Source organism: Variovorax sp. 05N34, from assembly GCF_056397405.1.
Genome location: NZ_JBFTNI010000001.1, coordinates 210,204 through 223,032, shown reverse-complemented (window position 1 = coordinate 223,032; position 12,829 = coordinate 210,204). Strand labels below are relative to the sequence as shown.

Here is a 12,829-nt window from a genome sequence, read left to right as displayed (position 1 = left end):
AGGCTCGCCGCATCTTGGCGGGCACCGACATGATCACCCTCAAGAACGTCATCCTGCGCCGCAGCGCCAAAGTGCTGCTCGACGGCGCCAGCGTCACCATCAATCCCGGCGAAAAAGTGGGTCTGGTCGGACGCAACGGCGCCGGCAAGTCGACCTTGTTCGCGCTTTTCAACGGCACGCTGCATGAAGACGGCGGCGACTTCTCCATGCCCAAGCAGTGGCGCATGGCGCAGGTCGCGCAGAACATGCCCGAAACCGACGAGTCGGCCACCGACTTCGTCGTCGGCGGCGACACGCGGCTCGTCGAACTGCGCGAAACGCTGGCGCTCGCCGAAGCCGGCCATGAGGCCGATCCGGACGATCACGACATGGGCATGGCCCTGGCTCATGCGTACACAGACCTGGCGGATGCGGGCGAGCACGACGCCGTGCCCCGCGCGCAGGCGCTGATCCTCGGACTCGGGTTCAAGGCGCACGAGCTTGAGCATCCGGTCAACAGCTTCTCCGGCGGCTGGCGCATGCGCCTTCAGCTGGCGCGCGCGCTGATGTGTCCGAGCGACCTGCTGCTGCTTGACGAACCGACCAATCACCTGGATCTGGACGCGCTGGTCTGGCTCGAAGCCTGGCTGCAGAAGTACGCCGGCACGATGATCGTCATCAGCCACGACCGCGAATTCCTCGACGCCGTGACCGATGTGACCCTGCATATCGAAAAAGCCAAGCTCACCCGCTACGGCGGCAACTACAGCGCTTTCGAATTGCTCCGCGCCCAGCAGATGGAACTGCAGCAAGCCGCCTTCGCCAAGCAGCAGGACAAGATCGCGCACTTGCAGAAATTCATCGACCGCTTCAAGGCCAAGGCGAGCAAGGCCAAGCAGGCGCAGAGCCGCGTCAAGGCACTGGAGCGGATGGAAAAAGTGGCGCCGCTGCTGGCGGAGGCCGACTTCACTTTCGAGTTCAAGGAGCCGGGCAACATCCCCAATCCGATGCTCTCGATCAGCGCTGCGAGCTTTGGCTATCAGAGCGAGGACGCGCCGCCCAAGGTCATCCTGACGGGCGTGAATCGTTCGGTGCTGGCCGGCCAGCGCATCGGCATCCTCGGCGCAAACGGCCAGGGCAAGTCGACGCTGGTGAAGACGATCGCGCGCGAAATGGGTGCTCTCGCCGGCACCGTCACCGAAGGCAAGGGCCTGAACATCGGCTACTTTGCCCAGCAGGAACTCGACGTGCTTCGTCCGCAGGACACGCCGCTCGAACACATGGTCCGCATGGCGCGCGAACTCGGCGCCTCGGTCAAGGAGCGCACGGGCGAGCAGGACTTGCGCGGCTTTCTCGGCAGCTTCAACTTCAGCGGCGACATGGTGAAGCAGGCCGTCGGAACCATGAGCGGCGGCGAGAAGGCGCGGCTGGTGCTGGCGATGATGGTCTGGCAGCGCCCCAACCTGCTGCTGCTCGACGAGCCGACCAACCACCTCGATCTGGCGACGCGCGAAGCTCTCGCAGTCGCGCTGAACGAGTTCGAAGGCACGCTCATGCTGGTGAGCCACGACCGCGCGCTGCTGCGTTCGGTGTGCGACGAGTTCTGGCTGGTCGGCCGGGGCAAGGTCGGCGACTTCGATGGCGACCTGGACGACTACCAGCGTTACTTGCTGGACGAGGCAAAGCGTCTCCGCGAAGAAGCCAAACTGGCTACCCGCGAAGCCGCCGCCGAGGTGGCCGTCGCACCACCAGTGCAGGCCGCGAAAGCGCCGGCACCGGCTGCGCCGGAGACTTCCCTTTCAGGCAAGGACCAGCGCAAGCAGGATGCGCACGAGCGTCAGCAACGCAGCGAGCAGGCCAAGCCGCTCAAACGAGAGCTCGCGCAAATCGACCAGCGGCTTGCAGCTGCCGGCAGCGAAAAGGCAGCGATCGAAGAACGAATGGTGCAGCCGCTGGCCGCGGCCGAGATCGCGGACGCGGGCAAACGGCTGAAGGCGCTCAATGACGAGATCGAGCAACTCGAGGAACGCTGGCTCACCCTTTCGGGCCAACTGGAAGCGCTCGCCGCCTGATAATGACGGCGGAATGTCTTCCGCCATCGATCTCGCCCAAGGTGATCCGCAACTGATTGCGGCAATCCGCCGCAGCCGCCGTCTGCTCGGCCGCAAGGCCTTGATGGCCGCCGCGGTGGGTGCGGTGCCGATCCCTGGCATTGATTGGGCGGCCGACGCCACCCTCCTCTCCCGCGTGATTCCGCAGATCAGCGCCGAGTTCGGGCTGTCGGTGACGCAGCTCGACCGCCTCGCGCCCTATGACCGCGAGCGAATCCAAAAGGCTGCATCCGCGGTGGGCGCCTTGCTTGTCGGGCGGCTGCTCACCCGGGAGCTGCTGATCAAGCTCGCGCGCCATGCCGGTTTCCGGATGACTGCCAAACAGGCGGCGAGATACGTTCCCATCGTTGGCCAAGCCGTGTCCGCAACACTCAGTTACGCGGCACTGCGAGCGCTGGGCGAATTGCACATCAAGGATTGCGTCAAGGTGGCGTTGTCCGTCCGTCACCTGTTGCCGCCGCCGTCCGCGCCGCCCGTGCCATCCCGACCTTCCCGTCTGGGCTCTGCGTGGAGTCGACTCGGATTGCGCTAGCACCCCCCGGGCTGTTTATCCATGACGCCCTGTTGGACTCCGGCGACATTCAGTGCAACACGTTTGTGAGAGCGGTGGATAATGCAACAAAGCCATAGGGGTCAGGCTGATGTCAGTTCTTGGGAGCGTATGTCGGATCAAATCAAGATCCACTCCGCACGACGGATTTTCGGAGGAGCGGAACTTATGAATGAGACAGACCTTGCAGCGTCGGTAGAGCGACTGATGGCCCGAGTCGATTACTACCTGCACTGCGAATTGGACGAAGAGTACGACCACGACAAACCGGACACTGCGCGCCGGCTGCTGGAAGCCGCACTTCGCCAGGAACTGATCCGTGCCGGCGCGGTGGGCATCGTCTCCAGCATTTCGAGTTCGCGCCAAGCGTCGATGCAAGACGACGACGCCGCAACCCGCTGAACCACCCTTGGCAAAGCATCCCATCAAACAGGTCGCATCAGCGGCCTGTTTTGCTATGGAGCCCTGAAAGAGGGCTCGTGCAGGAAGCCTCTTGGCCGCTAGACTGCACGCCGTGTGCGCCCCCCGCGCATCAACCCGCTGATCGTTGAAGGCAAACGCCCCATGGCTGAGTCCCGATCTCGACCCCTGTCGAAGCATGCGCCACGCGCCGACAGCAAAGTGCGCAATCCGCGCGAGCGGCTGCTCGACGTCGGACTTCGATTGAACGCACTCCGCAGGGCCGACGAAGTTTCACGACTTCTGGTCAGCGAAGCCGCCGAGGTCGTCGGCGCACAGCGCGTCCTTCTCGTGCTCGAAACCGCGACTGGCCTGATTGCTGCCGGAGCATCGCTGCCCCGCCGCGAAAGTGCTGCCCATCTGCTCGACGCCGTCCGACCTTGGCTGGCCGAGACCGCCCGCACTCGCAAGGCGAGCCTGCGCCATGGGCCGCAGGGCGCCCAAGCCATTGAACAGCGCTCGTGCCTCATTGCGCCCTTGGTCGCGGAACGCGAACTTCTGGGTTACCTGTACGCAGACGTCGAAGGCCCTACCGGCCGTTTCGATCACGCAGACTGCGACTTGCTCGAGACCCTCGCGCGCCAAGCCGCGAGCGCGTTGGCAAACATCCGCATCCGGGAGGGCCTCCGGCGCGAGTTGGCCGATCGCCAGAGTGCGCTCGGCCAGCGCACCAATGAGCTCGCTCTGATCAACAGCATCCAGCAGGGCATGGCGGCCAAGCTGGGCTTCAAGGCCATCGTCGATCTCGTCGGCGACAAGCTGCGGGAGCTGTTCGACACCGGCAATCTGAACATCGTCTGGTGGGACGACAAGACCAACATGGTTCAGGTGCTGTACCGGTACGAGCACGGCCGTCCCCTCCCCCTGATGCCGGCGCGATCGCTGCAGCCGGACGAGCCGATAGCGCAATTGCTGCGCACGCGCCAAAGCGGTGCTGCCAACACGCGCGAGGAGCAGACGCGATTGGGCCTTCGTCCTTCACCGGGGACAGACTGGGCGCTTTCGGTCTGTGCCGTCCCGATCATCGGCAGCGACCGCGCCTTGGGGATCATTGCGCTGCAGAACCATGAGCGCGAATACGCGTTCGGGCCGCATCAGCTGCGGCTGCTCGAAACCGTGGCGGCAACCACGGGTCTGGCGCTGGAGAACGCACGCCTCTTCGATGAAACAGAGCGTCGCGGCCGAGAGATGGCGGACGCCCTGGCCCACCAGACGGCCGCGGCGGAGGTGCTGCAGGTCATCGGCAGTTCGGTCGCGGATCCGGGCCCGGTGTTCGACAAGATCCTCGAATGCTGTGCGCGGCTTTTCGACGGCAGCTCTTTCGCGTTGATGATGGCTGACAACCAGGGCAATCTCGAACTCACGCGTTGGTTGATGACGGCGACCGGCCGCGCCTCCATCCAGGGCGAACGCCTGGCGGAGTTTGCAGAACTGATGCAGTCGCACTATCCGCTGTCGTTGGCAGGGACCTCTGCCGAGCGTTCGTTTCAAACGGGCGATCTCGTGGAGATTCCGGACGTCTTGAACGATCCGAACGCGCCTTCGGTCTTGCGCCACCATGCCGAGCACGCCGGGACGAGCTTCGCCAATCTCTCGGCGCCTCTCATCTGGGAAGGCCGGGGCATCGGCATCCTGAGCATGCAGCGGACGGAAGTCGGCCCGTTTCGGCCGAGCGAGCGCGCCCTGCTCAAGACCTTCGCAGACCAGGCGGTCATCGCGATCCAGAACGGGCGCCTGTTCAACGAAACGCAGGTCGCACTGCACAAGGTCGAAGAGCGCACGGCCGAGCTGACCGAGTCGCTCGAATACCAGACGGCCGTCAGTGACGTGCTGCGTGTCATCAGCGAATCTCCCAGGGACGTGATGCCGGTTTTCGAGGCCATCCTGGACTGCACCATGTGGCTCTTCGAAGGTCCGACATCGGCGATCTTCACCTACGACGGACAGCTGGTTCGTCTGGCTGCGACGCGCAACTGGTCCGCACAGGCGCTGGAGTCCGCGCGTGCGCTCTGGCCCGCCCCGCCCGACCCTCATCAGATGAACGGGCGCGTCATCCTCGAACGGCGGGCCGTGACCAACGTAGACGCATGGGCCGACCCGACCTACGACCGGACGCTGGCAAGCACCGGCGACAGGCGCCGGATGATCTGCGCGCCGATGCTCAAGGACGGCGTGCCCGTCGGAGCGATCTCCACCGCCTGGCCCGAACCCGGCGAAACCCCGCAGCGGCAGATCGACCTGCTCAAGATGTTTGCCGACCAGGCCGTGATCGCCATCGAGAACACTCGGCTCTTCAACGAGACGCAGGAAGCGCTGGAGCAGCAGACCGCCACGGCCGACGTGTTGCAGGTCATCAGCGAGTCGATGGAGAACGCGCAACCCGTTTTCGACAAGATCCTGGAAAGCTGCCAGCGGCTGTTCTCGGGCGCGCAGCTCGGCATTTCGCTGATTGGCGACGACGGTTTGGTTCACCTGAGCGCGCATCGCGGCTCCGCACGCGAATCGCTCGAAAAATACTATCCGCGACCGATCGATCATTCGGCGATCGGCACCGCCATGGCCGGCCCTGAAGTGCTGCACATTCCCGATGCGCTCGGCGAGCCGCACCTGCCCGCATTCATGCGGGAGATTGCCGAACAGATGGGCAACTACGCGATCATGATCGCGCCGCTCCTGTGGGAGGGCAAATACATCGGATCGATTCACGTCACGCGCCAGCCGCCCGAGCCCTTCGCGGAGAAGGAAATCAAGCTGCTGGAAACCTTTGCGGACCAGGCGGTCATCGCGATCCAGAACGCACGGCTTTTCAATGAAACCAAGGAAGCGCGCGCCGCAGCCGAAGCCGCGAACGAAGCCAAGAGCGCGTTCCTGGCCACCATGAGCCACGAGATCCGCACGCCGATGAATGCCGTCATCGGCATGAGCGGCCTGTTGCTCGACACGCCGCTCGACGCCGATCAGCACGACTATGTTTCGACGATTCGCGACTCGGGCGATGCGCTGCTGACCATCATCAACGACATCCTCGATTACTCGAAGATCGAAGCCGGCCGGATGGACATCGAGTCGCACCCGTTCGATCTTCGCGAATGCGTGGAGTCCGCGCTCGATCTCGTGAGCACTCGCGCAGCCGAGAAGAAGCTCGACATCGCGTATGTATTCGAAGGCGACGTGCCGCTGGGCGTGAGCAGCGACCTCACGCGCCTGCGGCAAGTCCTGCTGAACCTGCTGAGCAATTCGGTCAAGTTCACGGAAACGGGTGAGGTGGTGCTGACAGTCAGCTCCAATCCCCTGCCGACCGGCAAGGTCCACCTGACTTTTGCCGTGCGCGACACGGGCATCGGCCTCTCTGCGGAAGGCATGAGCCGGCTCTTTCAATCTTTCTCTCAGGCGGACTCCAGCACCACCCGAAAGTACGGCGGCACCGGCCTCGGCCTTGCCATCAGCAAGCGGCTGGCCGAACTGATGGGCGGAACCATCTGGGTCGAAAGCGACGGACCGGGCACGGGCTCAACCTTCTTCATGACCATGGAAGCGCAGGTCGCCGAGACGCCACCGAGCAAGCGCCGCGTCTTTGCCGGCGTGCAAGCCGAGCTGCAAGGCAAGCGTGTGTTGATCGTGGACGACAACGCAACCAACCGCCGCGTGCTCACGCTCCAGACCGCCAAGTGGGGCATGGATTCGCGCGACGTCGAATCGCCGCTGGAGGCACTGCGCTTGCTCGAACAGGGGCAGCAGTTCGATCTCACGATCCTCGACATGCACATGCCGGAGATGGACGGCAGCGAACTGGCGCGGCGCATTCGTGCCAAGCATCCGACTCTTCCGCTCGTGCTCTTCAGCTCGCTTGGGCGGCGGGATATTGGAGGGACGGGTGATGCTGAACCGCTGTTCAACGCCTATCTGTCGAAGCCCATCCACCAGTCGCAACTGTTCGACACGCTGGTCAACCTGCTCGCGCATGAATCGGCTGCGAAGCCCGCGCCCAGCGTCGCGGCCAAGCCGCAAATCGACCCGACGATGGCTGCGCGCCATCCGCTGCGCATCCTGCTGGCGGAGGACAACGCGGTGAACCAGAAGCTTGCGATGCGCCTCCTGCAGCAGATGGGCTACCGGGCCGACCTGGCTTCGAACGGCATCGAAGCGGTCGAATCCGTCCAGCGCCAAACCTATGACGTGGTGCTGATGGATGTTCAGATGCCGGAGCTCGATGGGCTGGACGCGACGAGGCAGATCTGCACCCTGATGGATGCCGAGCGACGCCCGCGCATCGTGGCCATGACTGCCAATGCCATGCAGGGCGACCAGGAGATCTGCATCGCGGCCGGAATGGACGACTACCTCACAAAGCCCATCAGGGTCGATCGGCTGGTCGAAGCCCTTCGCAATGTGCCTGCGCGCGCCGACAGCTGATAGAGCGATCGGCCCATCGACGCCGAAATGATTTCGGCGTAAGCTAGAAGAAGGTTCTAACCGACTGGACCCCCATCGATATTCGACCGCGGAGACCGTATGGATCTGAGAAGCGAACAGCTGGCTGACGGTGTCGAAAAGATCAGTCTCGTCGGCCGAATGGACAGCATCGGCGGGCACGACATCGATACCCGCTTTGCCGCGCTGGTGGCGACCCGAAAGCTTCTCGCCGTGGTGGACCTGTCGGAAGTGTCTTTCCTGGCCTCGATCGGCATCCGGACGCTCGTCATCAACGCGAGGGCCCAGTCGATGCGCGGTGGCGGCATGGCGTTGGCCAACCCTCAGCCCCTGGTTGCGGAGGTTCTCAAGATGGCGGGCATCGACTCGATCATCCCGGTGTACCCCGACGTCGACACAGCCTGCAGCGCGCTGATGGCGCTCGCCGAAAGCCGCTGATGTCCGATCACGACGGGGAGCCGAAGGCATCCCTGCTCGTCGGAAGCGAGTTGCGCGAACTCTCGCGCATCAGCAGCTGGATTCAGGATTGGGCGGAGAGCCAGCGACTTTCTCCGAAGCTCGCATTGAAGCTCGATCTCTGCTCCACCGAGGTCGTGACCAACATCATGAACTATGCATGCGGCAATGGTGGGCAGCTCATCTTGCTGCGCCTGGGTTGGCAAGGCGAGAACGTGGCGCTCGAAGTCGAAGACGAGGGAAGCGAGTTCGACCCCCGGAAGGTGCCCGAACCGGCGCGCGCGACCAGCGTCCAGGACGCGCGCATTGGCGGATGGGGCATCCCGATCGTTCGCCGCTTTTCAGACGACCTGAGCTATCGGCACGAAGACGGACGCAATTGCCTGACGCTGCTTTTTAGAGCCGGCAGGCCGCCTTGAATCCATTTCTGTCCATTCCTGCCCCCAGAGATTCGCTTCGCGGCGCCGAAAGCGCCACCTCTCAATCCACAACCGAGGAGATTTCGATGGGAACTGCAGCCAACAAACCTTCACCCATGATCGATGCGCAAAGCGCACTGGCGGCTCAAGCGGCGCTGGCCACCCAAGGCAACGGAGCGGGCGAGACGTCCGGCGTCGACAAGATGCGCGAGTTGCTGTTCGGCAATCAGATGCAGGATTACGACAAGCGCTTTTCGATCCTCGAAGACCGCTTTCAGCAGCGCATGCGCGATCTGGAGACAGAGTCGTCGCGCAGCCTGACCAATCTTGAAACCACGATCAAGAAGCAGCTGGAATCGGTCGCCGGGCAGTTTCGCGAAGAAAAGGATCTGCGGGCCGACGCGGACAAAGAGCTGGAGCGCAGCTTGCGCGATCACACACAGGCACTGGAGAAGCGCCTGGCGCAGGTGTCGGACCAACTGGCGCGCCAGGAACGCGATTTCACGGATCGCCTGAGCCATGAAGTCCAGGGGCTGCGGGAAGAGATGCGCAAGCGCCAGGACGACATGCGCACCACCACCGAACGGATGTTCGCCGAGCTCAGCAACGTCAAGACGGACCGCAATCTGCTCGCGGGGCTGTTCGTCGAGATCGCCAAATGCCTGAACCAGGACGCCACGCCGAAGAGCCTCAACGGCGGGGAGCGCGGCTGAGCGCCGGGACGGGTGAGCGGTGAACGCCCGCCTGTCGCTCGCCGCGACAAGCACTCCTGGAAGCGCTTCTGACGACGATCGGAGCAGGCGGCTGGCCGGACTTTTGCTGGAGCTGGCTCGCTGCGTCAACCCCGACGTGGCCGCGACGGAGCCGAGCCGATTGGAGGCCGATCCTCGCCTGGATGCCCTGCGCGGCGTACTGCTCGAACGCGAGCAGGTGGCGCTGGCAAGGCTGCAGCAAAAATTCGACGATCCACGCGAATTCGCCGACGCGGTCGGCGCGGTGCTGCCCGCCGCCTTTACGCTGGCCGCCGAGCAGGACGATCGCCTGGGCCAGGTGATCGCACCCACCGTCGAGCGCGCAACCCAGGCGTCGATCCGGAAGAATCCCGGCACGATGGTCGACATCCTGTACCCGGTCATGGGTCCGGCGATTCGCAAGGCCATCGCCGAAACGCTGGACGGCACGCTTCAATCGGTCAACCAGGCACTCAAGCACAGCCTGTCGTGGCGCGGACTCAAGTGGCGCATCGAGGCCTGGCGCGCCGGCAGCACTTTTCGCGACGTGGTGCTCAAGCACACGGCCGTGTTCAGTGTCGAACACCTCTTCCTCATTCATCGCAAGACCGGCCTGCTGCTTGCGCATGTCGCCAGGGACGATGCGACGACGCGCGATCCACAACTGGTCTCGGCGATGCTGTCCGCGATCCAGGATTTCGTGCGCGATTCGTTTGATGACGCGGGCACGGGCGGCGCGGGCGGCCGCGGCATCGACAGCCTGCGCTTGGGCGACCTGCTGCTCTGGTGCGAGGAAGGCCCGTCGGCTTTTCTTGCCGCAGTGATCCATGGCAATCCGCCCCCGATGCTGCGCACCCAAATCGGCGAAACGCTCGGTGCCATCCACAGTGAGTGGCATGCCGAACTCGACAATTTCCAAGGCGACACCGACCCGTTCGAAGCCGCTGGTGAGCGGATGCGGCCGTGCCTGCTGTCGCAGAGTGCCGAGACGCACAGAAAGTTTTCTCCATTCCTGTGGATCATTCCGTTGGCACTGCTGCTGGCATTGGGCTATTGGCTCGCGCAACGGATCATCGAGAGCCGCCGCATCGATGCGTATGTCTCGGCATTGCAGGACCAGCCAGGCATCGTCGTCACGGCTGCCGACCGCCGCGACGGCAAGTGGCTGGTGTCGGGGCTGCGCGATCCGCTCGCCATGGCGCCGGAGGCGTTGCTGGACAAGGCGCACCTCGACCCTGCGCGTGTCATCGGGCGTTGGGAGCCCTATCAGGCATTGCATCCGGCCATCATGCTGAAGCGACTGCAGGCGACGCTGAGCCCCCCATCGACAGTTCTTCTCGCGCAGGACGGCGGGGGCATTCGCGTCGCCGGCACCGCCACCCAGCAATGGACGGACAAGGCGCGCAACTACCTGCTGACCTTGCCCGCGGGCGCGCCGAAGGTCGATCTCAGCCAACTCAGGGACGTGGAAGATGCGACCTACGCTCGACTGCGCGACTCGATCCAGTCACAGCTCATTCACTTCGATTTCGGAATGCCGCGACCCGCGGCGGATCAGGAGAGCAAGCTCGATGCCGTTGCAACAGACATGCGCGAATTGGTCCAGGTGGCCCGCAACCTGGGGTTCACCGTGAAGGTAACCATCGTCGGACACGCCGACGCCACAGGCAAGGACACGTCGAATCTCGCGCTCAGCGTGGGCCGTGCGGAAGTCGTGCGTTCGATGCTGCGCGCGCGTGGCATCGACCAGGGATTGCTCGCCGTTCGCGGCGCCGGGCCGCTGGAGCCGCTGAGACCCGGCGCCAGCGAAGACGAACTGTCGATGAATCGGCGCGTGTCCTTCTCCGTAACCGTGGGCGAGTAGCAATGCTGCAAAAGAAAATCTGCCTGCTCGGAGCGTTCGGCGTCGGCAAGACCAGTCTGGTCCGTCGCTATGTCGACTCCATCTTCTCGGATGCCTATCTCACGACGGTCGGAGTGAAGATCGACAAGAAGGTGCTGACTGTCGGCTCGGAAGAGATCGCGCTCATTCTCTGGGACATCGCCGGAGAGGACGAGATCGCCGCCGTGCGCGTGAGCTATCTCCGTGGCGCCGCGGGCTATCTCCTCGTGGTGGATGGCACACGGCCTGAGACGCTGGAGACTGCGGAGTCCATCCAGAAGCGCATCACCGCGGAGATCGGGCCTACGCCCTTCTTCGTCCTGCTCAACAAGGCCGATCTCGTGGAGGACTGGGCACTCCCGCCGGAGCGCATCGAGGTGCTGGAGGCCGCAGGCTGGTCTTTTCGCCGCACCAGCGCAAAGACCGGCGATAGCGTCCAGGAGACCTTCGCGGAACTGGCGGCGCGCCTTGCGCGATAGTCATGCTCGATCTGCCGACACGCATCTCCGATTCGCTTCTGACGCTGTTGCATTCGCAGCGCGTGCTCGCGCACTTTGTCGTCGATGGCTCATTGAACCTCGTGCAGGCTGGCGGGCACCTGGAGCATTACGGGCTTGCTGAGCTCCGTTCGGGGGGCGCTGCTTCGGACCAGATCCCGTTTCTCGAAGGCATGCTGCCGCTTGCGGAAACTCCCTTCCTCATTCGATCGATGGAGATGCCGAGCGGCCGCGTGGCGGACGTTCATTTCTTTGCGGATGACAACACCGTCTGGATTCTTCTGCTCGACGTGACTGCGGAATACGAGGAAGCGCGGCGTGTGCAGCAGAAGGCCTACGACATGACCTTGCTCAGCCAGCGCGAGGCAAGGTTGATTGCGCAACTCGAGTCCGCCAATGAGGAACTGACTGTCGCGCATCGCGAGCTTGCCTCGTCCCGCGAGGACCTGCAACGCACGCATGACCGCCTGCAGCAGGAACTGCGCGATGCCGAGCGATATGTGCGAGCCATCCTCCCTGCACCACTGTCGGGGCCGCTCGTGGTCGACTGGCGATTTGTTCCATCCACCGAATTGGGCGGAGACTCGTTCGGCTATCACTGGGTGGACGACGAGCACTTCGCGCTGTATCTCATCGACGTATGTGGCCATGGTGTGGGCTCCGCCCTTCTGTCGGTGGCGGTTGCGGACACGCTGCGTTCGGAGGGTCTTGCGCGAATCGACTTCCGCAATCCCGGCGAGGTGCTGACTGCGCTCAATCTGGCTTATCAGATGGAGAGCCACGGGGAGCTGTTCTGCACGGTTTGGTACGGCGTGTACCACCGTGCAAGCGGCAGTCTTCGTTATGCCTCTGCGGGCCATCCACCGGCCATTCTTGTGAACGGGCCTTGCGACGAGATGGGGGGCGGACGGCAACTGCAGGCGTCCGGACCTTGCGTCGGCATCTCTCCGGCGGCGCGCTACCAGGAAGGACAGTGCATTCTCGAATCGCCATCGCGACTGTTTATCTTCAGCGATGGGACTTATGAGGTCCGCAGACCCGACGGCTCGATGCTGGAGTTCTCGGATTTTGCTGAATTGCTCGCGCGTCCGGTTCTCGAAGGGGAGTCAGAGTTGGACAAGCTGCTGAACTATGCGCGCGACGCGCACGGGCCGGGTGTGCTTGAGGATGATTTCACGATCATCAAGATGGCGCTTTGAATCTCGGCCGCCGCCCAAGCCAGACAAGCTATCGGTAAAAGGCCACTTTTATCGCCCAACATGCGGCGACAAGGACCAGCACCCAATCAAACGCTGTCACGAAATTCGTCCTCCT

Annotated in this window: 10 protein-coding genes; all 10 read left to right on the top strand. The window is 63.8% G+C overall.

All coding sequences use genetic code 11. From position 1 onward, the window contains the following. Window positions 1-29: 29 nt before the first annotated feature. The 10 genes from AC1DMA_RS01140 to AC1DMA_RS01095 all read left to right on the top strand — a co-directional run bounded on the left by AC1DMA_RS01140 (window position 30) and on the right by AC1DMA_RS01095 (window position 12,714). On the top strand, window positions 30-2,051 hold the full coding sequence (locus tag AC1DMA_RS01140) for an ABC-F family ATP-binding cassette domain-containing protein (protein ID WP_478123316.1): 2,022 nt from the start codon (window positions 30-32) through the stop codon (window positions 2,049-2,051). Between the two features lie 13 nt (window positions 2,052-2,064). After that, entirely contained in the window at window positions 2,065-2,622 is a 558-nt protein-coding gene (locus tag AC1DMA_RS01135) for a hypothetical protein (protein ID WP_478142980.1), read from the top strand. Between the two features lie 186 nt (window positions 2,623-2,808). After that, window positions 2,809-3,042 carry a hypothetical protein gene (locus AC1DMA_RS01130; RefSeq protein WP_478123318.1) on the top strand — a complete coding sequence of 78 codons (234 nt, stop codon included), beginning with the start codon at window positions 2,809-2,811 and terminating at the stop codon, window positions 3,040-3,042. Window positions 3,043-3,204: 162 nt separating this feature from the next. Further along, window positions 3,205-7,512, top strand: a complete 4,308-nt coding sequence (locus AC1DMA_RS01125; RefSeq protein WP_478142979.1) for a GAF domain-containing protein — start codon at window positions 3,205-3,207, stop codon at window positions 7,510-7,512. Between the two features lie 99 nt (window positions 7,513-7,611). Continuing rightward, complete coding sequence (locus AC1DMA_RS01120) at window positions 7,612-7,968, top strand: STAS domain-containing protein (protein ID WP_478123320.1); 357 nt, start codon at window positions 7,612-7,614, stop codon at window positions 7,966-7,968. Further along, a complete protein-coding gene (locus tag AC1DMA_RS01115; protein WP_478123321.1) occupies window positions 7,968-8,405 on the top strand; it encodes an ATP-binding protein in 438 nt (145 codons plus the stop codon). The genes AC1DMA_RS01120 and AC1DMA_RS01115 overlap by 1 nt, the downstream gene beginning before the upstream one ends. Window positions 8,406-8,491: 86 nt before the next feature. Further along, window positions 8,492-9,118, top strand: a complete 627-nt coding sequence (locus AC1DMA_RS01110) for a hypothetical protein (protein ID WP_478142978.1) — start codon at window positions 8,492-8,494, stop codon at window positions 9,116-9,118. Between the two features lie 19 nt (window positions 9,119-9,137). After that, window positions 9,138-11,000: an OmpA family protein gene (locus tag AC1DMA_RS01105; protein WP_478123323.1), complete on the top strand. Its 1,863-nt coding sequence runs from the start codon at window positions 9,138-9,140 to the stop codon at window positions 10,998-11,000. Window positions 11,001-11,002: 2 nt separating this feature from the next. Next, the gene (locus AC1DMA_RS01100) at window positions 11,003-11,497 is read left to right on the top strand and encodes a Rab family GTPase (RefSeq protein ID WP_478123324.1); all 495 of its coding nucleotides are present in this window, start codon (window positions 11,003-11,005) and stop codon (window positions 11,495-11,497) included. A gap of 2 nt (window positions 11,498-11,499) precedes the next feature. Then, the gene (locus tag AC1DMA_RS01095) at window positions 11,500-12,714 is read left to right on the top strand and encodes a PP2C family protein-serine/threonine phosphatase (RefSeq protein WP_478142977.1); all 1,215 of its coding nucleotides are present in this window, start codon (window positions 11,500-11,502) and stop codon (window positions 12,712-12,714) included. The last annotated feature ends 115 nt before the right edge of the window (window positions 12,715-12,829 follow it).